We start from the raw sequence: 20,619 nt of genomic DNA, 5'->3' as shown, positions 1-20,619 counted from the left end.
GTTCGGTCCGCGATCTCACTCGAGCCCGCGATCCTCGAGCGCGTATGCGATCCGCTCGACGAGCGAGTGGGCGTGGTAGATCACGCCGGCGACGTGGGGCGCGAGTCGGGTACCGATTCGGACGCGCTGTTCCGGTTCGAGGGCGACGTAGATCTGGATCGCGAGGATCGGGGCGGCGACGACGTTGAGGAGGGCCGTGTAGGCTCCGGAGACCGAGCCACCACCCGTGGTGTGGGGCGGGACGAGGCCGAGGCCGCCGAAGAGCAGTTCCACGACGAGGCCCGCTACGACGGCCGCGAGGAAGAACGCGACGAAGATCACGGCGGCCATGCGGGTACCGTAGTAGCGCCGATAGGTCCGGACCAGCGGTAGGATCAGCAGGTCCGCGAAGATGAACGCGAGGACGCCGCCGAAGGAGACGCCGTTCTGCCAGAGGACGACCGCGAAGGGGACGTTGCCGACCGAACAGAGGAAGGTCACCACCCCGACGACGGCCCCGATGACGACGTTCGAGACGGTTCGGGTCAGACTCCCGTCTGCGCCGACCCCGAAGAGAGCCGTCCACCACGCGGTGGGAACGAGCGCGGCCAGCAGTCCGGCGATGACGAAGCCGAGGGCGATATCCCGCCACAGCATGTCCCACTCGCGGATCGCGTTGGCGGTCGCCGATCGCCACCGATCGCCCGACAGAAGCTCCGGGCCGGCGGTGACCGCGTCCCGGTCGTTGGGATCGTAGGCACCGCGACAGCCGCCACAGCAGAAGTACCGCCGCTCGCCGTCGACCACCTTCGACACCGTCTCGTCGGCGGTCGGGTCGGCGGCCACTCCACAGGTCGCACACTCGGTCTCCTCGAGCGCCTTCGCGTGTTCACGCGCGCGTTCGACCCAGGAGTTGGGGACGAACCGTCGATAGACGACCGCGATCACGGCGACGGCGACCAGCCCGCCGACGATTTCGGCGGCGGCGAACTGCCAGCCGAGCAGGACCGTGACGACGAGGGCGAGCTCGAGGACGAGATCCGTGCTCGCGAACTGGAACGCGCCCAGGCTGGCCGCGGCCGAGGCACCTTTGGTGAACAGCGTCCGTGTCGTCGCGACCGCCGAGAACGAACAACTCGACGACGAGGCGCCGAAGAGGGTCCCGTAGCCGATCTCTCGCCAGCCGTCGTCGCCGATGTAGTCGCTGAGGCGGTCTTCGGAGACGAACTCCTGGACGGCCCCGGTTATGGTAAAGCCGAGGACGAGCGCCCACCAGGTGTCCCAGGCCATCCGAAACGCGATGATCGCTCCGGAGAGGACTCCCAGCAAGAGCGCACCGAGCACGCCGACGAGCCGGGCCGCGTACCCGAACCCGCCGCCGTTGGGGGCGATTCCCGAACCGGTCGGCCGAACGGTCGAGAGTTGTGCCGGAAGGACGGGCCCGTGATCGATCGCCTGCGGGAGCAGGGTGGAAAGCGGTCCCCCCGCTGCCAGCACGGGGCCTGACGTGTCGGTGATGAGGTGTATCGCTGAGAGCATGGCGTGATCGAAGTGACAGTCGACGGCGTCTTCGGACCTGCATCGCACGTCGCGAGTTCGCCGGACCCGCGTCGAACGTCACGAGCAGGGTGCTGGAGAGAGTGGCGGCTGCGCTGTCGGGCCAGGAGGTCATCCGCGCCGGGTGCGCGTCGTCCGGGCCTACCAACACCAATAACCAATAGATTGCGGCCTATAAAATGGGACGTAACCTAGAGGATTCGTACCGAAACGGCGGACGGTCCGATCGGTTCCGAGTTTCGGCCGATCGTCTCTGATGCGCAGTCGACGGGAGCGGGCGAACGGTCGTTGCGGCCGCGACGAAAACTCTCAGCGGGTCAGGAGACCTATCTCGCGGTGTCGATTGTAGAGGTAAGCGAGACAGACCGTCAGTGACGAGAGCAGGAACGCGACGACCGTCAGCGCGATCGCGATGCCGAATCCGGCGGCCAGCCCGGAGAGGACGCCGAGAATCAACGGAGCAGCGACTGCCGCGCCGACGTATATCTCCCGATCGGGATTCCACGAGTCGATTTCGTCTGCGACGACGTCCACGTCGCGCCAGATCGCGGGCAACGTGACGGCGCCCACTGCAGTGACGACGATCAGGAGGGCGATGCTGCCGAAGCCAGTCGCCAGAACCGAACCGCCGCCGGTGAGTCGAGCGAGCGAAACGATTCCGAGCAGGCTCAAGACGGGATAGCCGATGAGGACGTACCAGTGCCACGGCGCGCGATCGGTCGGATCGATGGCTGCGAGATCAGTACGTGACATGACGCATCCGCCGTTGGTACTCCCCACTCATAAGGTGTCTATATTCATAACATTGTCGCACTAAATATCTGAAACGCACGTCTAGAGCGCCTTACGGGTCCGTATCTTTATTGTAGACACTCTCAGTATTGTGTCAGTTTATACCACTGGCACTGCTAGCCGAGGTGCCCGGTCGGACCGCACTGACGGTTCGATCGACCTCCAACAATGATTGGTGAATACGCATTCTGTCCGACCAGCGGAGCCTCTCTTTCACGAGAGGCTCACTACGACGAACAGGGTCGTCCGGAGCGCGTTCCACAGTCCGACGACCTCTCGCCGAACGCGAGCCTCGATGCACCGCTTACCATGGGAAAGCGACGGTCCTCGAGGCGCGCCCTGACGACCTACTTTCGGCGGTGTCACCGTCGACACACCGATCCGAACGACGAACTCTCCCGTCGCGCTGCGCTCGCAATCGGCCGGCTCAAGCGGCGGGCGAGCGGGCGCCAGGAACGCGACCTCATCGTCTGGTTCGCGCTCGGCGAACGGTTGGCTCGGGACGGGTTCGACGTGGACTGGATGACGTCCCACGCCGAACCGCGGTGTCCGGGCTGTAGCGGTCGGTTGACCTACGCCGTAGGACCCGACGGACCGGTCGGCCGCTGCGGTGGATCGTGTGACGATACCGGAGACGACCGTCTCGAGACGATCCGCGAAACCGTCCGCTCGCTGTTCGCCCAAACCTTCCCCGACGATCCAACCCCAGACACCGATGCGCTCGAACTACTGTGATCGATCGCGACAGGTCCCGCCGGTCCGGACGTCTCACGGAAACGTCGAATATGCGTCTGCTGACGGTGATCACTTCATCGCAGTCGAGTACGGACGAGATCACGGCGATCATCGACCGCCACGATCTCGAGTACAGCCTCACCGACCACACCACCGGCGAGAGCCGAACGATCACGGTACCCACGCCCGCACACGCAGTGGAACCGCTCGAGGACGATCTGGAGTCGGTCGAGGGCGACGTGGCGATCGTCGTCGAGGAACCGATGGCGATCGTTGGGACGGGGTGGGACAGTTCGGTGCCCGACGGCCGTCGCGAGTGGCTCTCGTTCGAGCGGATCTCTCGAAGCGAATTGCGGTCGAAAGCCCAGTCACAGTTGCCCTCGCTCGTCATCTTCGCAGCGATGACGGCGATCAGCGGCGTCGTCGCCACGACCGGCGTCCTCCTGAACTCGCTTGCGGTCCTGGTCGGTGCGATGGTAATCGCGCCGTTGCTCGGGCCGGCGATGGCCTCGAGTGCCGCGACCGTCCTCGACGAGCGACGACTGTTCGTCCGCGGCGTCAAACACCAGGTCCTCGGAATCGGCGTCGCCACGACGAGCGCCCTCGCGTTCGCGGTGTTCGCACGAACGTCGACGGTCATCACGGGCGCGGTCGATCTCGAGGCGAGTCTCGGACTCGGCAGCCACGGCTTGCCGCCGTCGTTGCTCGTCACCGTCGCGGTCTGTTCGGGCATCGCCGGCGGACTGGGAATGGCGACGACGGGCATCACGGACCTCATCGGCGTGATGATCGCGGCGGCGATCATGCCGCCGATCGGCGTCGTCGGCGTCGGCGTCGCCTGGGGCGAACCCGCGGCGGTCCTCGGTTCGCTCGTCGTCGTCGCGGTCAACGTCATCGCGATCAACGTCGGGGCGATCGCCACGCTCTGGACCGTCGGGTTTCATCCGTCGGATCGCTCGCGGATCAGGACCACGCGGGGCGCCATCATCCGGCGGGTCGTCGTCCTGACCGCGCTCCTGTTGCTCTCGATCCGTCTCCTCGAGGCCGTCTCCAATGGCCTCTGAACCGATATCCCGCCACAATTCACACCAATGACTGACGATTCATCGCCCTCCGCTGCCGAACGGACCTCCGACTCGTCGCCGCCGTCCAACGAGCCACCGGACTCGGGTTCCACGCGCGAGGGAACTGCGACCCGATCGGACGAATCGAGTTCTGAAACGAATCACGACGCGAGTCCCTCGAGCCACGGCGTCGACGACGGAACCGAAACCGCCGACGAACGACGGGACGACGCCGGATCTGCTCCCGGGGACGAGACGCCGATCGCCATCTCGCTCGTTCACTACGTGCTCCGCCTGACCGTCGCCGCGCTCTCGGCGGTCGTCCGCATCCTCTGGACCGGCGGCCGGATCGCGGCGCGGTATCTCACCGATACGCCGTCCCGTCGCCGCGGGCGGCGGTGGCTCCTGCTCGAGGGCGACCGGCGGGCGATCGTCGGCGGGTTCGTCGCCGGCATCTTCGTCCTCGCGCTCGTCCTCGGCGTCAGCGACGTCATCGGCGTCCGGGAGAGCCGGTTCGTCACGACGATGTTCAGTACGATGATCGCGGGATTGTTCTCGTTCATCCCGATCGTCGTCGCGGTCAACCAGTTGATCATCTCGCGGCTGTTCGGCACACCCGATCGGCTCACCGACCGCATCGACGGCGTCCAGGAGTTCCGGAGTCGCGTCGAGGCCCAGACCGAGGGCGACGGCGTCAGCCCGACCGATCCCGCGCCCTTCCTCGCCCGGTTGGCTGGCACGCTCGGCAGCCGAGCGGACGAACTCGCGACCGAATGCGGAGAGGCGGATCGCGCCGCGAACGGCAGCGAGCGCAGCCGTGTCGGTGACGGGCGGGCCGTCGACACGCCGATCTCCGCCCTCGAATCGATCTGTCGGTTCGCAGCGCGGACGCGAGAGCACACCAGCGGGCTCTCCTCGCAACTCACCGGCGAGACGGACTCGGTGTTCGCCGTCGTTCTGCCGACGATCGACCACGACTACGCCGGTGCCGCGAACGAGGCACGACGGCTCCGCCGACGCTTCGACGAAGATCTGTCGGACCGCGTCAGGGACCTGCTCTCGGAGCTTCGGGAACTGTTCGTCACCGCGGACGCGACTCGGCAGTACTTCACGACGATCTACCTCCAGCGGGAACTCGCGCGACTCTCGCGTCTCATCACCTACAGCGGCACCGCCGCGATCTTGCTCTCGTCGCTCGTCATCATGATCTACGCGAGCGGCTACCCGCCCGTCGCCTTCGAGGGGTGGTTGCTCGTTCTCGTGAGTGTCGCGCTCGCGGTGGCGTTCAGCCCGCTCGCGGTGCTGTTCGCTTACGTCGTTCGCATCTCCGCGATCCTCATGCGGACATCCGCACCGGGCGCGTTCACCCCGCCGGGCGAGTTCCACGAGTCACACGAGACGGCCACCGAGATCGGACCGGCGACCGTCGAAACTCCCTCTCGAGGGTCGGCTCCCGACCCACGGTCCGCCGATCCCGACGCACGGTCGACCGAGCCGGACGCCCGGCCGAACGAAGAATCGTCTCGAGCGACAGAGGCCGTCGACCGGACGAACGAGGGCCGATGACGACCGATCGCGTTCCGAGCCGCCGCCGCCTCCTCGCATCGGTCGGCGCTACGGTCGCCACGGTCACGCTCGCCGGTTGCGGCGGGGCCGATAGCGAGTGGATCGCGGTCGACGTCCCCACCGACGCAACGCTGTACGACGTCGTTTCGACGGCGGAGGGCGCCTTCGCCGTCGGCGAGGACGGTGTCGTCCTCGCCCGCGACGGCGGCGACTGGACCGTCGCCCTCGAGAACGGTCTTTCGGACACGAGCGACGGCCTTCGAACCGCGGCGGTCACGAGCAACGGGCAGGCGCTCTGGATGGCCGGCGACAGCGGCGCGCTCGGCTTGTACGACGTCGTCGCCGACCACGTCGCGGACTTCTCGGCGCCGCTGGCGAAGACGACCTCCTGGACGGCGATCGCGGCCGCCGGCCTGGCCGGCGACGAACGGGTTACGGCCATCAATAGCTCCGGCGAACTCCTCCGGGGGCGCCGCCACGGCGCGACCGTCGAGTGGGGCGACGTCGGCAAACCCGGCAGCGGCTCGAGCGTGACCGACGTCGACCTCACGTCGCTCGCGTACGCCTACGTCGTCGACACGGACGGCGGGGTGTTCGAGTCCCGCGACGGCGGAGTCACCTGGACCCGAATCGGGATCGATGGCGCGGGCGTCGACTTCGCGGCGGTCGCGGCGATCGACACCGGGCACGTCACGGTCGCGGGCGGTAACGGGGCCGTCTACGGCTACAACGGCGTCAACTGGTCGCGTGCGACACTCGGCGAGCAACCGATCGCGGCGCTCGCACGGAACCGCGACACGGCACTTGCGGTCTCGTCGGCGGGTGCGATCTACGAACGGAGCTTCGACGGCTGGGAACCGCTCGTTCGCCTTCGGCCCGACAACGAACTCCACGCGGTCGCGCTCGGGACGGCCCGGTCGCCACGGCTCGTCGTCGGCGAGTCGGGGACGGTGTACGAACGGCGGTACTGATTCGTCCTGGGTCCGGACCCGAGGAAGGCGGTCAGCGCGGATCGAACGGGTTCGTCGCCGTCTCCAGTCGAAACAGTTCGTCTATCCGATCAAAGTCGTCGTCGAACGCGTAGATATATTCGAGCCCGTTCGACTGCATATACGCGACGATACACGCATCAACGAACGAAAACCCCTCGTGCCACCGAAACAGCGACTTTGCTGTGGCCAGTTCGTCCGATTGGAGCGTGGCGATGTGAAATCGTGCGTTTTCTTCCACACGATCGAGAAAGTCGACGGCAGCACCGTGACCTGCATGCGTCGTGAGACCGTTGAGCGTCTCTCCGAGTACGAAATCGATCACGACGGCTTCCGGGAGAGATCCGTCGTCGATACCGTGAAGAACAGGAAGTCCATCACTGTGTGCCGCATCTCGGCGGTAGATTGCTGCAAATAATACGGACGTATCGACGACTGCACGCGGCATTTACTCGACTCCCCACGCGTCGTGATCCGTCGTCGCGTCAGTTTCTTCGTCACCGTCGTATCCCGTGAAATCAGTGAATGACCCGCCGCGGCGGTGGACGACTTCGACCCGCATCGTGCCGTCGTCTTCGACGCTCCATCGAAGCCGATCGCCGTCGTCGATTTCGAGTCGGCGACGGATTCGCGCGGGAATATTCGCCTGGTTTCCGGACACCTTGCTTTCGGCGTCGACACCGTCAGTGCTCATACCCGTAGTACGTCACCGAAAGTACAAATATAGTGTGGTCGCACACTACCGGAAACGAAATCGTGACGACTGCACCCCGATAGGCCGTGGGTATCGGGAGTCGATCGAGCGCCCCTCGGCTCCGTCCCGTTACGTTTTACCCCGACCGGCTCGAATCGGCGTTCAATGACTGCCCAGACCGTCCAGCAGGGCGACCTCGTGACCGTCATCGGCCTCGAGGTCCACGTCCAGCTGGAGACCGACACGAAAATCTTCTGTGGCTGTTCGACCGAGCCGACCGACGAGCCCAACGACAACGTCTGTCCGGTCTGTCTCGGCCTGCCGGGCTCGCTGCCGGTTCTCAACGAAGCCGCCGTCGAGGCCGCCGTCAAGATCGGGAAGGCGATCGACGCCGACATTCCCGAAGAGACGCGGTTCCACCGGAAGAACTACTACTATCCCGACCTGCCCAAGAACTTCCAGATCACCCAGTACGACGAACCGATCTGCCAGGACGGCGAACTCGAGATCGCCGTCGAAGGGACGCGTCGAACCGTCGCGATCGAACGGGCGCACCTGGAGGAGGATCCGGGCAGCCTCCAGCACGTCGGCGGCGGTGGCGGGATCGATTCGGCGGAGTACACCCTCGTCGACTACAACCGGGCGGGGACGCCGCTGATGGAAATCGTCACGGCCCCCGACTTCCGCAGTCCGAGCGAAGTACGGGCCTTTCTGGCCGAACTCGAGGAGGTCCTCGAGTATCTGGGCGTCTTCGACGCCGAGCGCGACGGCAGCCTGCGGATCGACGCGAACCTCTCGATCATCCCCAACGAGGAGATCGAAAGCGACGACGTCACCGACATCGGCGAGGACGCGCTCGCATCGGCGAACAGGACCGAGGTCAAGAACATCTCGAGTCACAAGGGCGCGGAGAAGGCGCTGGCCTACGAGGAAACGCGCCAGAAGAACGCGATTCAGCGCGGGCGCGCGGTCGAACAGGAGACCCGTCACTGGGACGAGTCCCGTGGGATCACGGTCTCGATGCGATCCAAGGAAGAAGAAAAGGACTACCGATATTTCGAAGAGGCCGACCTCCCGCCGCTGCGCGTCTCGAACTGGAAAGACGAGATTTCGATTCCGGAACTGCCTACGGCCCGCCGCGAGCGGTTTCAGGCGGAATACGGCCTGAGCGAGGAGGCCGCCTCGAAGCTCACCTCGACGAAACAGGTCGCGGACTTCTACGAGGACGTCGCGGGCGAGTTCGACCCCGACCTCGCGGCGACCTGGGTCGCGGATAATCTACTCGGGGAACTCAACTACCGCGACATCGAGATCGCCGAGATCGAAGCGCGACTCGACGAAGTGACCCGCCTCGTCGAACTCGTCGCCGAGGACGAGATCACGGCGAAAAACGCCCGCGAGACGGTCTTGCGCTCGATGCTCGACGACGGCCGGACGCCGGACGAGGTCGTCGCCGAGGAGGGACTGGGCAAAACCGGCGCGGACGAAGTGAAACGGGCCGTCGTCGAGGCGATCGACGAGAACCCGGGTGCCGTCGACGACTACGAGTCGGGCGACGACGGCGCGATCAACTTCCTCGTGGGGCAGGTCATGCAAAAGACCGGCGGCAGCGCGGACCCGGGCGACGTCAACCAGCTGCTGCGGGGCGAACTCGAAGGGGAGGCACTGTAGCGAGTCACACTCGAGGACTTATCGGGGGTCCGTCCCGGTCCGAACGCACGACGGCACGAGAAACGACGATCGCAGTCCCGGTCCGCTATCATGCGAATTATTATCGGGTAGCGTGTGGGTAGCCGTCATGGACCGCATTCTACTGGGGAACGAGGCGTTCGAGGGCCGAAACAACGCGTACGTACTCGCGGACGACGACACGCTCGCGCTCGTCGACACTGGCGTCGCCACCGAGTCCATCCGCGAGGATCTCCGCGCCGGACTCGCCGAGCGCGGCTACGAGTTCGCCGACGTCGACGACGTCGTGCTCACGCATTTCCACGTCGACCACGCCGGACTGGCCGGCGAAATCCAGGCCGAAAGCGACGCGACGGTCTACGTCCACGAGGCCGACGCGCCGCTGGTCGCCCAGGACTCTGACGCCGTCGCCGCCGTTCGGGACCGTCGCCGCGAACTCCTGGTGCAGTGGGGCGTTCCGGACGACGCACGAGCCGAACTGCTTCACTTCTTCGAGTCGCACGACATTCAGGGGCAGCCAGCCGAACCGACGCCGATCGAAGACGGTGAGGTCCTCGAGGTCGGCGGGCGAACGCTCGAAGCCGTCCACGCCCCCGGTCACGCGGCGGGGCTCTGCTGGTTCGAGACCGAACGCGGCGCCGAAGCGTTCGTCGGTGACGCCATCCTGCCGGTGTACACGCCGAACGTCGGCGGCGCCGACGTCAGGGTGGATCGCCCGCTCGAGAAGTACGTCACCACGCTGGAACGAATCGTCGACCGCGACTACGACCGGGTCTGGCCCGGCCACCGCGATCCGATCGAGAACCCGACAGAGCGCGCCGAGACGATACTCGAACACCACCGCGAGCGGACCGCGGAGATTCTCGAGATCCTCCGCGACCACGGGCCGGCCGACGCCTGGACCGTGAGCGCGCGACTGTTCGGCGATCTCGAGGGGATCCACATCGTCCACGGACCCGGGGAGGCGTACGCACACCTGAATCACCTTCGACACGAGGGGATCGTCTCGCTCGAGAGCGGCGAATATCGGGTGCTGGACGAGGCGGCCGAAATCGAGGGCCACCTCTGATCGGCCGTCGTCTGCCGCGTGTCCGTCGGTTTGTCGCGTGAACCGTGATCGGCCGCCGTCTGCCGCGTGAAACCGGACCGGGATAAATCAACCGAGAGTTCTAACGTTTAGTCCGTTTCCCGTTCACAACATACTTGCTAACTTCACGCATATTTATTAAGGGTGAATTGAATGTGGTACGTGAGAATCGGTAACTCAGTGATATACAATGTCTTACGAAGATAATGATTTTGCCGAAGAGAACAGGATTGGAAAGGGGGCCGTCGGACGCCGAACGTTCCTGGGTGCCGCGGGTGCCGGCGCGGTGACGACGACGCTCGCCGGCTGTCTCGGTGGGGTCGACAGCGGCGGCGACGACGGCGTGTTCAAAATCGGTCACCTCGCACCGACGGAACTCCAGATGGGTCGCGGTGCGGAGCGAAGCGCACAGCTCGCGGTCGACGAACTGAACGAGAACGATGGGATACTCGATCAGGAAGTCGAACTCCTCTCGAAAAACACCGGCGGCAAACCGGCAGAGGCCGAGCGGGTGACCGAGAATTTAGTGCAGTCGGATCAGGTCGATCTGCTCGTCGGTACGTTCGTCAGCGAGGTGACCCAGGGGATCATCGATTTCGTCGCGGAAATGAACGTCCCGTTCGTCATCACCGGCTCCGCCGATCCCGCCACGGTCACGGAGTATCACGGATCGGACTACGAAACGTACAAGAACGTCGTCCGAACGGGACCGATCAATTCCGACCTTCAGGCCGAAGGAATGGCCGGCTACGCGAAGTACCTCAACGAAAAACACGGCTGGGAGAACGTCTCGATTCTCGCCGACGATGCCGCCTGGACGGGGTCGTTCCGAGACATCCTTCCCGACCAGATCGAAGCGGCCGGCGATCTCTCGGTCGTCCATCAGGATCGAATGTCGGTCGAGACGGACAATTTCAATCCGTTCCTCGACGAGGCGTCGGCGGCCGGTGCAGACGTCGTCTTCCGATTCATCGCACACGGCGGCGCGGCCGCCTTTACCAGTACCTGGGCCAGCAACGAGTATCCGTTCGCCCTCGAAGGGATCAGCGTCCCAGGAATGTCTCCCGAGTTCTGGGGCCAAACTGAGGGCGCCTGTCTCTACGAAACGACGTCCCAGTCCGGTGCCGGCGGCGTCACGGAACTGACCGGGGAGACGATGGACTTCGTCGAGAGCTACGAATCGGAGTACGGCGGCGAAGAACCGCCGAGCAAGCCGATGTACATGGGCTTTAACTCCTACGACGGGATCCACTTCTACGCCGAGGCGGCCGCGACCGCCGATACCGTCGACTACGAAAACGATCTCGACACCATCGTCGACGCGATGCTCGACCTCGAGTTCACCGGCACCGCGGGGACGATCTCGCTCTCCGGGAAGGATTCGGAGTACCCGAACGACGTGAAAGAAACCAGAAACGACAACGACATCATTTCGAATTTCCCGATAACGCAGTGGCAACCGGACGGGGATAGCGGCGCCGTCGAGTGCGTGTACCCCGAAAAAGACGCGACTGCGGACCACATGGCCCCCGACTGGCTCTAAGCAGGACACGAAGGAATGATAGAGCAACTACTCTCGATACTGGTGGTGGGAGCGATGATAAGTGCAGTCTACGCACTGGTCGCGATCGGATTCACGATGATCTTCGGCGTCGGCGGTGTGTTGAATCTCGCACACGGCGCGCTGATCATGATCGGCGCGTTCGCCTACCTCGCGTTCACGTCGACGTCCGGTGCCCTGTCGCTCCCGCCCGTCGTCGGATTCGTCGTCGCGGTCGCCGTTACAGCCGGTGCGTCGTACGTCCTGTACGCGGGACTCGTCACGTTCATCGAAGACGATATCGTGATCACGTTCCTCGCGACGGTCGTCGTCGCGCTCCTGGTGACCGAACTGGTCATCATCCAGTTCGGCAGCGCGCCGTCGCAGCTCGTTCCGATCGTGTCCGGATCGATCTATCTCGAGTCGGTCGGAACCAGGCTCCGGTACGTTCAACTGATCGCGTTCGTCGTTTCGTGGATCGCGATCGGAGCGCTGTGGTACTACGTGTCGAAAACCGACGAGGGTCGATCGATTCTCGCGGCGTCGATGAGTACCCGCGGTGCGGAACTCACCGGTGTCAATCTCCGGAAGGTCAAGTCCCGCACCTGGCTGATCGCCGGCGCGTTCGCCGGAATCGCCGGCGTCTTCATCGGCACTCTGCAGTCGACGTCGCCCCAGATGTGGCTCAGCCCGCTGGCACTCGCGTTCATCATCGTCGTGGTCGGCGGCATCGGGAGTATCAAGGGCTCGGTCATCGCCGCGTACCTCATCGGCTACCTCGAGACGGCCTCGGTCGAATTCCTCGGGCCGAGCTTTCAGGGGGTCCTGTCGTTGATCGTCCTCGTCGCGATCTTACTCGTGTTACCGAACGGCCTCTACGGGAGGGAGCTCGTCCATGAGTAACGCACCAGACCAGTTCGTGACCACGATGAACAGTGTCGTCGGTCGGTTCGTGATGCTGCTGACCAGCGTCACGGCCCGTATCGATCGGTTGCTCCGGCCACTGGCGAACGTGTACAACCGATTCCTCGGTGACTACTTCGGTGAAATGAACGGACTGCAGTTCGTGTTGATCAGCGGATCACTCGTCGCGCTGCTGTCGGCGCCGTTCTGGGGCAACTTCGGTCTCGTCAGAGCGATGTCCGTCGCGTCGGTCTGGGCGATCTTCGCGATGAGTTGGGACATACAGAGCGGCTACACCGGCTACATCAGCTTCGGCCATTCCGTTCTCTCGGGGGCCGCCGGGTATACGACGGCGATGCTCGTCCACAACGTCGATCCGGAACTGTCGATGACGGTCACCATCCCCGTCTCGATCCTGGCCGCTCTCGTGGTCGGACTGCTCATCGCCCTGCCGTCGCTCCGACTCACCGGACCGTACTTCTCGTTGATCACGTTCGTTGCCGTGTTGATCTTCTACAGAATGATCCCCTCGTTCAGCGAATACACCGGCGGCCAAACGGGAATTCAGTCGGTGGAGGTCTTCACGTACGACCCGGTCTTGCGGTTCTACTACATGGTCGTCCCGATGGTCGTGATCGCAGTCGTGCTCACGTTCATCGCTCGCTCGAACATCGGCGTGGTTCTCGTGTCGATCCGCGAAAACGAAGCCGCAGTCAACGCGGCCGGCATCGATGCGACGAAGTTCAAGATCTTCTCGTTCGCGCTGAGTTCCGTCCCGATGGGCATCGGTGGCGTGTTGCTGGTCCACTTCAGCGGCGGGGTCGATCCGTCCACGTTCGTCGTGGTCGATCGAAGTATCGAAATGATCGCGATCGCCGTCCTCGGTGGAATGAGTTCGATCCTCGGTCCGCTCGGGGGAGCGTTCTTCCTCATCGTGCTCAGAGATTACGTCCTCACCGACCTCGCCGATCTCGCCACGCCGATTCGCTGGACGGTCTTCTGGGGACTCGTGTTACTCGCGCTCGTGTTCGTCCGCGACGGACTGTTCCGCAAACTCTGGCACGGACTCGAGCGACTCGGAGGTGACCGCCGATGAGCCTGCTCGAGGTCGATTCGCTCACGAAGACGTTCGGGGGACTCGTCGCCGTCGACGACTTCTCGTTCGAGGTCGATCGCGGCGAGATCGTCGGGTTGATCGGTCCGAACGGATCGGGCAAGTCGACGGTGTTCAACTGCATCATGGGTCTCTACGACGTTACCGAGGGATCGATCCGATTCGACGGCGGGGACATCACCGACGATTCGACCCACCAGGTCGTCAACGAGGGACTCTCGCGGGTCTCCCAGGAGTCGAATCCGATCGATTCGATGTCCGTCGCGGGTAACATCGAGCTGTTCACGCTGCCGAACAGCATCGTGTCACTGCGCGGCGGTGCCAGCGAGGCGGAGATTTACGAGTACGCCGCACGCATCGACATCGAGGACAAACTCCACGAGATGCCGGACGAACTGCCCCACGCGGACATCCGCCGGCTCGAGATCGCCAAGGCGCTGGCGACCGACCCCGAGATGCTGCTGCTCGACGAACCGTTCGCGGGGATGAACCAGGCGGAGATCGGCGAACTGGCCGCGCAGATCGAACGCTTCCGCGAGGACGGGATGACGATGGTCGTCGTCGACCACAACATGGGCGGCCTGATGGAACTCGTCGATCGGGTCGTCGTCCTCAACAACGGCGACTTCCTGGCGTCGGGAACCCCCGACCAGATCGCCGCGAACGAAGCGGTCCAGGAAGCGTACCTCGCCGGGGAGGGGCTCCAATGACGGATCCGATACTCGAGGTCGACGACCTCGACGTCTACTACGGGAAGTCACACGCGCTGAAAGGCGTCTCGCTGTCGATCGACGACGGCGAAATCTACGGGGTGATCGGCCCGAACGGGGCCGGAAAGACGACGATGCTCAACGCCATCGCCGGCTTCGTCGAGTACGAGGGGACCATCCGGTACGGCGACACGGCCCTCGCGACGGTGAGACCGCAGCAGATCGTCAGGGACGGCCTGATCTACTGTACCGAAGACCGGGACCTGTTCCCGTACTTTTCGGTACACGAGAACCTCCTGATGGGCGGGCAGTTCCGTTCGGACGCCGATGCGGTCCAGGACGACCTCGAGATGGTCTACGACCTGTTCCCGCGGCTGGACGAACGCCGCGATCAGGACGCCGAGACCATGAGCGGCGGCGAACAGCAGATGCTCGCCGTCGGTCGGGCGCTGATGAGCGATCCCGACGTGTTGATGCTCGACGAACCGACGCTCGGTCTCGCCCCGGTCATCATCGAGGACATCGGGAACGCACTCGAAACGCTGCAACGGGAGTCGGGGCTGACGATCCTGCTCGCCGAGCAGAATTCGACGTTCGCGCTGAACCACGCCGAGCGGCTCTCGCTGATCGAAACCGGCGAGATCGAACTGTCGGGGACGCACGAGGAATTTCACGACAACGAGTACGTCCGCGAGGCGTACGTCGGCGTCCACTGAGTCCGACTCCGACGGTCGAACGGTGGGGCGCGCCACGCCGGTTCGACTCGAGTCCCCCTCGCTCTCACCGCTCCGACTCGAGGCCGCCCCCGTCCCCGAACGTCGCGACGGCGTCCCGGAACGCGTCGGGAATCCGAGTCGGCTCGCGGGTCTCGCGGTCGACGGCGACGTGCGTGACCGTCCCGTCGGCGAGAATCTCGCCGTCGGCCCGCCGGCGGGCGCGGTACGTGAACATGAGACTCGAGGTTCCGATCTCGGGCGCACACAGTTCGTTGTCGATGACGTCGCCGAGTTCGGCGCCCTCGCGGTAGTTCAGTTCGCTGTTGACGACGTGGATGTCCCAGCCGTCCTCGTGCATGCGGTCGTATCCGTAGTCGATTTCCCGCAGGAACGCCGCGACGGATTCGTCCTGAAAGGTGAAGTACTCGCCGTAGAAGACGACGCCCTGCAGATCGGTCTCGGCGAACCGGACGCGGTTCTCGAAGACGGACCGACAGTCGGAGCGCCCGGCCGAGTCCGCCTCTTCGTCGGTGTGGGTGTCCATATCGTCATCGCCGTTGCGATCGGCAAAACCGTACCGACCACGGCAACCTCGTGGTGGTACTGCGCGGGGACACGGCGGTATCGGAGTCGGTGCCGGGCCAGCCCCGACGCACGGCACAGCGCGGCCGCGAGAGCGACGGCGGAGACACCGGGGAATACGATGCCGCCGGCCTCACCGATATCGGTCGTCGGCGCGGCCGAAACCGGTCATCGGAACCGCCGGAGTGACGGTGAGTCGAGGTGACCGGTCCGTCGTCGGGTCGAGACGGTATCGCGGCCGCTAGAGCCCGTCTTGCATCGCCTCGAGGTCTGCTGCGGCGTGGCCACAGATCACCCGTGCGTCGCGGCGACGTTCGAGGTCTTTGAGGAGTCGCAGGCTCTCGAACCAGTCGCGCTTGCTCCAGAGCAGTCCACCGCCCATCGGCAGTTCTCGTTCGTAGTTCGCCCGCGTGTAGGCCTGATCTCCGGCGAGGATCACCGTCCCGTCGTCGAGGTCGAGTACGACGCCCAGCAAGCCGGGCGTGTGGCCGGGCAGCCGAACGAACTCGACTCCGTCGAAGAGCTGTCGTCGGTCGCGGTGAACGATCTCCCAGTCTATGTCGCGGTCGAAATCGCCGGCGATGTAGGCGTCGTCACCGGCGTCGGTCTTCGCGGCGTAGTAGGCGTACTTCAGTTCCTCCTCGTGGACGAAGATCGGGGTATCGGTCCCCTCGAACGCGTAGAGGCCGCCGGCGTGGTCGAGGTGGAGGTGCGTCTGAATCACGTAATCGACGTCGGACACGTCGTAGCCGGCATCGGCCAGGTCGTCCTCGAGCGGACGCAGACCGGTGTGTTCGAAGGCGGCGTGTAGCTCCTCGGGCCAGTGGCCGTCGGCGGCGTCGGGATGGGACCCCGTGTCCCAGAGGATCGTCCCCTCGGGATGGTCGATGACGATGTTGTACACCGGTCCCTCCCCCATGATCGTCTCCGGATTCGGTTCGTCGGCCGTGCCGCGGACGAACCCTTCGATGGTGTTGTTGACGTCGCTCGTGATCGTCCCGCGATCGATCGGTGTGAGTGTCGCGTCGACCATACCCGATTCACGTCCGGCGGGTGCTTATGGGTGCCGACGGGCGCGTCCGTGCTCGCTGCGGTCGTGCCCGCTGTCAATGCCTGCCGTAGCCCTACCCGGCTTCCGGACGTATCGGGTGTATGGTCAGAGCTTCGACGATCGTTCTCCTCGTCGGCGTCGGCCTGCTGTTCGTTCCGATTCCGCCCGTCGCAACGATCCTCGGCGCCCTCGTTATCCTCGTTGGCGCCGGACTCAGGGTCCTGACTGACCACTGACGACCGACGTCCGCCCATCGACGACCGAGCACCGTCACCCGGCGGTCGACCGCCGACCGAACGACGGACGTCGGATCCCGATCCTCGAGACCGGCGCACGGGCGCCGGTTCCGATCGGTCACCACCTGCATCGGTAGGTCCACGATTTTATTGGCCAACGTCCGACGATTGCGTATGGGTTCGACTCCCGACGTGATCGTCGTCGGCGGTGGCCTCGCCGGGCTCGTCGCCGCACGACACCTCGCCGGCGGCGGTGTCGATGTGACGCTGTACGAGCGTCGCGAGACGGTCGGTGGCCGCGTTCGAACCGTCGAGCGCGACGGCTACCGATTCGATCGCGGTTTCCAGGTGCTCTTTACCGCCTACCCCGCAGTCCGGCGGGAACTCGACCTCGAGGCGCTCTCGTTGCGTCGATTCACCCCGGGAGCCACGCTGGCCGGTCCAGACGGCCGGACGACGCTCGCGGATCCGCTTCGGGAGCCGGGAACGATCCCCGCGACGCTGTCCAATCCGTCCGTTTCCGTCGGCGACGCGGTTCGCGTCGCCCGTCTCTGGTGGGAGCTCAGGCGAACCGATCCGGATACCATATTCGACGACGCGTCCGAGACGTCTATTGGGATGTCCCTTCGTGACCGGGGGTTTTCGGACCGGTTCGTCGAGGGCTTCGTCGCGCCGTTCTACGGCGGAATCACCCTCGATCGCTCGCTTTCGACCTCGAGTCACGTCTTCGAATATACCTTTCGGGCCCTCGCGGCGGGCGATATCGCCGTGCCGGCCGGTGGAATGGGATCGATTCCAGCCCAGATCGCTAACCGCGTGCGTGATCTCGGCGGGACGATCGAAACCGACGTCACGGTCGAGTCGGTCTCGGCGGCTGTCGACGACACGAACGGTGTCGATGCTCGCGAATCGGCTGGGGCCGTCACTCTCGATATCGGCGATCGGACCCCCGAAGCTGATGCGGTCGTCGTCGCGACGGATCCGCCGACTGCACGCGAACTGACGGCCGTGTCCTCGATTCCCACTGACGCCCGCTCCTGCATTACCCAGTATTACGCCCTCCCGGCCGACACCGATCTCGCGACCGGCCGACGGCTCCTCTTGAATGCGACGGATGCGGGGCCGAACCACGTCGTCCCCCACAGCGCCGTCGCACCGGAGTACGCCCCCGACGGCGCAACCCTCATCAGCGCGACCTACCTCTGCGAGCAGCGCGAAACCCCGGGGACGACGAAACATAGCGGCGGCGAGTGGGACCAGACCGACGCATCCCTCGCCGAACGGACGCGGTCGACCCTCGAGTCGTGGTATCCGAACCGTCAATTCGACGGCATCGAACCGCTGCACACCGAACGGATTCCGTTCGCCCAGTTCGAGCAGCCGCCGGGATTTCGCGATCGCCTGCCGGACGGACGCGACCCCGCCGGGTCAGTGTACCTGGCGGGTGACTACACGCGGTGGTCGTCGATCCAGGGCGCGATGGAAAGCGGGCGTCGGGCGGCGAAATCTGTCATCGACGATCTCTCTCGGTGATCGGTTTCGGTCTCGATTCGTCGCTCGTCCTCGAGGGTTCCATCGGCAATCCGTTGGGGCAACGGCCGGAATCGGGGTCCGTCAGCGATTGCTGATACCGGCCGCACCCTGTCGCCGCTCGGAGACGGTGGCGTCGTATCCGAGGAGGTGTGTTCACGAACGACGTTCGGAGAGAGAATTCACGATCGGTCGATCGAGAGGAGGGAGACGAAACAGACTGTCACACCCGCGCAACCGGCCAGGAGGAAAAACGCCTCGTCGAAGAGATTTCGGTCCGCCAGCAGGCCGATAACGGTCGGTGAGATTGCGGCCAACAGCAGGTACGTCGTCCGGAGGAAACCGAAGCCCGTCCCCTGAATTTCGGTCGGGAGCGCCTCTGCAACCGCGGCCTGTGCGATCGGCCAAAACCCAAGTTGCGTACTGATCAGCATCGATATGACGAGCAGCGTCCAGAAGCCGTTCGCTGCTGTGAGGAGGACGAGTGCGACGGCAGTCAGTGCGGTAACGGAAATGATGGTCGTTCGATCACTGAACGAATCGCCGATGGCACCCCCGATCGGCTGGATCACGATTCCCGTCGCGAAGAAGACGCTGTAGAGCGTGGCCGCAGCCCCCTCTGAGAGCCCCTTCGCGTCTATGAGGTACGTCGGGTAGAAGCTCGTAAACCCCTGATAGATGAACGACATGAGGAACATCGACGTGATGAAAACGACGATCCGGCGCTGGTTGATCGCGCGCAGGAGGTCCGTGGCGACCGCACGCGAGAGTTCGTCGACGGCGCTCTCGTCCCCTGACGTTTGCGGTGGAACGATCACCCAGAGCGAGAGTGCCGCGATCCCGACGACCGGCGTTACCGCCGCGAAGCCAGCCCACCAACTGAGCCTGGCCGCCAGAAATCCCATCGCGATGGGCAGCGTAACCGTCCCGACGTTTCCCGCCGCCGAACTGATTCCGATGGCCGTTGCCCCGCGGTCCGGAAAAATATCCGTGAGAATAGTGAATCTGGTCGTCGCGAAGAGACCGGTCGCGATTCCGATCACGCCGATCCCGCTGAAGAGAACCGCGACCGTCGGAGCGAGAATGGAGACCACGAGGCCGATCACCACGAGCACGACACCGCCGGTGAGGATTTTCCGTTCGCCGATACGATCGCCGAGGATGCCCCCCGGGAGCTGAAACAGGGCGTAGCAAACCCAGAGGACGCTCAATAGCATACCGGCGGTCGTGAGGCCGATTCCGAAATCGCTGCGAATGTACGGCACCAATGCCGGCACCGCGAGCCGAATACCGAGTGCGAGAAACCAGCCGAATGCGACGGCGCCGAGAATCCGGCCCCGTTTTTCTCCGCCGAGTTCACCGAAGAGCCCTCGCACAGTTGCGGGTATAGCAACGATACCGAAGAGACCCATCACACTGGGATACTGCTACGGGCAACTGTCTTACGTGTTAGCCTCGAGGAAATCGACCCACACCTATCACACGTCCGGGACGGGGTCGTTAGTACCACTGTCTGCCGGAACGTGACGATGCGTTCCGGACGCAAAACGCTCAATCGAACCTCACAACTCCGTACGATCTTCCCCCCTCGAGCACGCATCCGAATACTCGGCGCGTCGGGACCGGATTTTCCCGCCACGATTCCCCCGCTCGCATTTCGGTCGCAACACTGGCGCTACGGGTACCGAATACGTCCGGCTTCGACCGCCGCGATCCGCCGAGACCGACGGACCGACGTGACCGATCGTTCACCTGTCCTTTTCGACGACCACCAGGCCGCTGTCTCGTATCTGTACAGCGTACTGACGATCGTTTTGGATCGTCAAACGGACGGTGACTCTGCTGGCACCGTCAGCGTCGGTGACGAGTCGATCAAGTGCCGATGGATCGACGTGTTCGCAGAGGGTGATCCCGAGGTCGGACGCCGACTCTATCGGATCGATATTCTCCAGGACAGCGATCGCTCGGACGATAGCGATACTGGGAGGCGTGTCGCAGTCGTACCGGTACTCGGCTCGTTCCGGCGGCTCAGAACCGCCTGCGAAGTCGGGATTCATCGGGGAAATGCACCTGGTCGCCTGAGAG

Annotated in this window: 21 protein-coding genes; 13 read left to right on the top strand and 8 right to left on the bottom strand. The window is 64.6% G+C overall.

Annotated elements, in window-relative coordinates:
• Nucleotides 1–15 precede the first annotated feature (15 nt).
• Nucleotides 16–1,518 (bottom strand): permease, encoded by a 1,503-nt coding sequence (locus NJT13_RS15600; RefSeq protein ID WP_254522558.1) that lies wholly within the window; start codon nt 1,516–1,518, stop codon nt 16–18.
• 327 nt (nt 1,519–1,845) lie between these two features.
• A complete protein-coding gene (locus tag NJT13_RS15595) occupies nt 1,846–2,289 on the bottom strand; it encodes a hypothetical protein (protein ID WP_254522557.1) in 444 nt (147 codons plus the stop codon).
• Nucleotides 2,290–2,496: 207 nt separating this feature from the next.
• Here NJT13_RS15595 and NJT13_RS15590 point away from each other — a divergent pair, with 207 nt between their 5' ends.
• Genes NJT13_RS15590 through NJT13_RS15575 form a run of 4 tightly spaced genes read left to right on the top strand, consistent with a single transcriptional unit; the run spans nt 2,497 to nt 6,664 of the window.
• Entirely contained in the window at nt 2,497–3,063 is a 567-nt protein-coding gene (locus tag NJT13_RS15590) for a hypothetical protein (protein WP_254522556.1), read from the top strand.
• A gap of 50 nt (nt 3,064–3,113) precedes the next feature.
• Nucleotides 3,114–4,127 carry a TIGR00341 family protein gene (locus NJT13_RS15585; protein ID WP_254522555.1) on the top strand — a complete coding sequence of 338 codons (1,014 nt, stop codon included), beginning with the start codon at nt 3,114–3,116 and terminating at the stop codon, nt 4,125–4,127.
• A gap of 27 nt (nt 4,128–4,154) precedes the next feature.
• Nucleotides 4,155–5,693: a DUF7972 family membrane protein gene (locus NJT13_RS15580; protein ID WP_254522554.1), complete on the top strand. Its 1,539-nt coding sequence runs from the start codon at nt 4,155–4,157 to the stop codon at nt 5,691–5,693.
• Nucleotides 5,690–6,664 (top strand): hypothetical protein, encoded by a 975-nt coding sequence (locus tag NJT13_RS15575; protein ID WP_254522553.1) that lies wholly within the window; start codon nt 5,690–5,692, stop codon nt 6,662–6,664. Before NJT13_RS15580 ends, NJT13_RS15575 begins: the two co-directional genes overlap by 4 nt.
• A 31-nt stretch (nt 6,665–6,695) precedes the next feature.
• Here NJT13_RS15575 and NJT13_RS15570 read toward each other — a convergent pair whose 3' ends face one another.
• Together NJT13_RS15570 and NJT13_RS15565 are read right to left on the bottom strand one after the other, a co-directional pair.
• A complete protein-coding gene (locus NJT13_RS15570) occupies nt 6,696–7,130 on the bottom strand; it encodes a PIN domain-containing protein (protein ID WP_254522552.1) in 435 nt (144 codons plus the stop codon).
• The gene (locus NJT13_RS15565; protein WP_254522551.1) at nt 7,131–7,376 is read right to left on the bottom strand and encodes an AbrB/MazE/SpoVT family DNA-binding domain-containing protein; all 246 of its coding nucleotides are present in this window, start codon (nt 7,374–7,376) and stop codon (nt 7,131–7,133) included.
• 165 nt (nt 7,377–7,541) lie between these two features.
• Between NJT13_RS15565 and gatB the strand changes: the two genes are divergently transcribed.
• From gatB to NJT13_RS15530, 7 genes are all read left to right on the top strand, one after another.
• Nucleotides 7,542–9,047 carry an Asp-tRNA(Asn)/Glu-tRNA(Gln) amidotransferase subunit GatB gene (gatB, locus tag NJT13_RS15560; protein WP_254522550.1) on the top strand — a complete coding sequence of 502 codons (1,506 nt, stop codon included), beginning with the start codon at nt 7,542–7,544 and terminating at the stop codon, nt 9,045–9,047.
• A gap of 127 nt (nt 9,048–9,174) precedes the next feature.
• Complete coding sequence (locus NJT13_RS15555) at nt 9,175–10,134, top strand: MBL fold metallo-hydrolase (protein WP_254522549.1); 960 nt, start codon at nt 9,175–9,177, stop codon at nt 10,132–10,134.
• A gap of 208 nt (nt 10,135–10,342) precedes the next feature.
• The gene (locus NJT13_RS15550; protein ID WP_254522548.1) at nt 10,343–11,695 is read left to right on the top strand and encodes an ABC transporter substrate-binding protein; all 1,353 of its coding nucleotides are present in this window, start codon (nt 10,343–10,345) and stop codon (nt 11,693–11,695) included.
• A 15-nt stretch (nt 11,696–11,710) separates the two neighbouring features.
• A complete protein-coding gene (locus tag NJT13_RS15545) occupies nt 11,711–12,595 on the top strand; it encodes a branched-chain amino acid ABC transporter permease (protein WP_254522547.1) in 885 nt (294 codons plus the stop codon).
• Between the two features lie 52 nt (nt 12,596–12,647).
• Entirely contained in the window at nt 12,648–13,691 is a 1,044-nt protein-coding gene (locus NJT13_RS15540; protein ID WP_425499815.1) for a branched-chain amino acid ABC transporter permease, read from the top strand.
• Nucleotides 13,688–14,419, top strand: coding sequence for an ABC transporter ATP-binding protein (locus NJT13_RS15535; RefSeq protein ID WP_254522546.1), 732 nt, complete (start codon nt 13,688–13,690; stop codon nt 14,417–14,419). Before NJT13_RS15540 ends, NJT13_RS15535 begins: the two co-directional genes overlap by 4 nt.
• Nucleotides 14,416–15,135 (top strand): ABC transporter ATP-binding protein, encoded by a 720-nt coding sequence (locus tag NJT13_RS15530; protein WP_254522545.1) that lies wholly within the window; start codon nt 14,416–14,418, stop codon nt 15,133–15,135. The genes NJT13_RS15535 and NJT13_RS15530 overlap by 4 nt, the downstream gene beginning before the upstream one ends.
• Nucleotides 15,136–15,199: 64 nt before the next feature.
• On the opposite strand, the gene NJT13_RS15525 is transcribed toward NJT13_RS15530, so the two are convergent.
• Nucleotides 15,200–15,679, bottom strand: coding sequence for an acyl-CoA thioesterase (locus NJT13_RS15525; RefSeq protein ID WP_254522544.1), 480 nt, complete (start codon nt 15,677–15,679; stop codon nt 15,200–15,202).
• A gap of 279 nt (nt 15,680–15,958) precedes the next feature.
• Nucleotides 15,959–16,750: an N-acyl homoserine lactonase family protein gene (locus NJT13_RS15520; RefSeq protein ID WP_254522543.1), complete on the bottom strand. Its 792-nt coding sequence runs from the start codon at nt 16,748–16,750 to the stop codon at nt 15,959–15,961.
• 119 nt (nt 16,751–16,869) lie between these two features.
• Here NJT13_RS15520 and NJT13_RS15515 point away from each other — a divergent pair, with 119 nt between their 5' ends.
• A complete protein-coding gene (locus NJT13_RS15515) occupies nt 16,870–17,004 on the top strand; it encodes a transporter (RefSeq protein ID WP_254522542.1) in 135 nt (44 codons plus the stop codon).
• Between the two features lie 174 nt (nt 17,005–17,178).
• Nucleotides 17,179–18,537, top strand: coding sequence for an NAD(P)/FAD-dependent oxidoreductase (locus tag NJT13_RS15510; protein ID WP_254522541.1), 1,359 nt, complete (start codon nt 17,179–17,181; stop codon nt 18,535–18,537).
• Between the two features lie 179 nt (nt 18,538–18,716).
• On the opposite strand, the gene NJT13_RS15505 is transcribed toward NJT13_RS15510, so the two are convergent.
• Both NJT13_RS15505 and NJT13_RS15500 read right to left on the bottom strand, forming a co-directional pair.
• Nucleotides 18,717–19,946: an MFS transporter gene (locus NJT13_RS15505; RefSeq protein ID WP_254522540.1), complete on the bottom strand. Its 1,230-nt coding sequence runs from the start codon at nt 19,944–19,946 to the stop codon at nt 18,717–18,719.
• A 336-nt stretch (nt 19,947–20,282) separates the two neighbouring features.
• Nucleotides 20,283–20,591: a HalOD1 output domain-containing protein gene (locus tag NJT13_RS15500; RefSeq protein WP_254522539.1), complete on the bottom strand. Its 309-nt coding sequence runs from the start codon at nt 20,589–20,591 to the stop codon at nt 20,283–20,285.
• Between the last annotated feature and the right edge of the window lie 28 nt (nt 20,592–20,619).

Origin of the sequence: Natrinema caseinilyticum, assembly GCF_024227435.1 — an archaeon.
Lineage (GTDB): Archaea > Halobacteriota > Halobacteria > Halobacteriales > Natrialbaceae > Natrinema > Natrinema caseinilyticum.
This window is presented reverse-complemented; position numbering and strand designations above follow the sequence as displayed.

Bases quoted from the DNA above. Each gene is read 5' to 3' on its own strand.
- NJT13_RS15590 (WP_254522556.1), top strand. From the start codon at position 2,497: ATGATTGGTGAATACGCATTCTGTCCGACCAGCGGAGCCTCTCTTTCA.
- NJT13_RS15515 (WP_254522542.1), top strand. From the start codon at position 16,870: ATGGTCAGAGCTTCGACGATCGTTCTCCTCGTCGGCGTCGGCCTGCTG.
- NJT13_RS15510 (WP_254522541.1), top strand. From the start codon at position 17,179: ATGGGTTCGACTCCCGACGTGATCGTCGTCGGCGGTGGCCTCGCCGGG.
- NJT13_RS15535 (WP_254522546.1), top strand. From the start codon at position 13,688: ATGAGCCTGCTCGAGGTCGATTCGCTCACGAAGACGTTCGGGGGACTC.
- NJT13_RS15555 (WP_254522549.1), top strand. From the start codon at position 9,175: ATGGACCGCATTCTACTGGGGAACGAGGCGTTCGAGGGCCGAAACAAC.
- NJT13_RS15540 (WP_425499815.1), top strand. From the start codon at position 12,648: ATGCTGCTGACCAGCGTCACGGCCCGTATCGATCGGTTGCTCCGGCCA.
- NJT13_RS15500 (WP_254522539.1), bottom strand. From the start codon at position 20,591: ATGAATCCCGACTTCGCAGGCGGTTCTGAGCCGCCGGAACGAGCCGAG.
- NJT13_RS15545 (WP_254522547.1), top strand. From the start codon at position 11,711: ATGATAGAGCAACTACTCTCGATACTGGTGGTGGGAGCGATGATAAGT.
- NJT13_RS15575 (WP_254522553.1), top strand. From the start codon at position 5,690: ATGACGACCGATCGCGTTCCGAGCCGCCGCCGCCTCCTCGCATCGGTC.
- gatB (WP_254522550.1), top strand. From the start codon at position 7,542: ATGACTGCCCAGACCGTCCAGCAGGGCGACCTCGTGACCGTCATCGGC.
- NJT13_RS15505 (WP_254522540.1), bottom strand. From the start codon at position 19,946: ATGGGTCTCTTCGGTATCGTTGCTATACCCGCAACTGTGCGAGGGCTC.
- NJT13_RS15520 (WP_254522543.1), bottom strand. From the start codon at position 16,750: ATGGTCGACGCGACACTCACACCGATCGATCGCGGGACGATCACGAGC.
- NJT13_RS15570 (WP_254522552.1), bottom strand. From the start codon at position 7,130: ATGCCGCGTGCAGTCGTCGATACGTCCGTATTATTTGCAGCAATCTAC.
- NJT13_RS15600 (WP_254522558.1), bottom strand. From the start codon at position 1,518: ATGCTCTCAGCGATACACCTCATCACCGACACGTCAGGCCCCGTGCTG.
- NJT13_RS15565 (WP_254522551.1), bottom strand. From the start codon at position 7,376: ATGAGCACTGACGGTGTCGACGCCGAAAGCAAGGTGTCCGGAAACCAG.
- NJT13_RS15580 (WP_254522554.1), top strand. From the start codon at position 4,155: ATGACTGACGATTCATCGCCCTCCGCTGCCGAACGGACCTCCGACTCG.
- NJT13_RS15550 (WP_254522548.1), top strand. From the start codon at position 10,343: ATGTCTTACGAAGATAATGATTTTGCCGAAGAGAACAGGATTGGAAAG.
- NJT13_RS15585 (WP_254522555.1), top strand. From the start codon at position 3,114: ATGCGTCTGCTGACGGTGATCACTTCATCGCAGTCGAGTACGGACGAG.
- NJT13_RS15525 (WP_254522544.1), bottom strand. From the start codon at position 15,679: ATGGACACCCACACCGACGAAGAGGCGGACTCGGCCGGGCGCTCCGAC.
- NJT13_RS15530 (WP_254522545.1), top strand. From the start codon at position 14,416: ATGACGGATCCGATACTCGAGGTCGACGACCTCGACGTCTACTACGGG.
- NJT13_RS15595 (WP_254522557.1), bottom strand. From the start codon at position 2,289: ATGTCACGTACTGATCTCGCAGCCATCGATCCGACCGATCGCGCGCCG.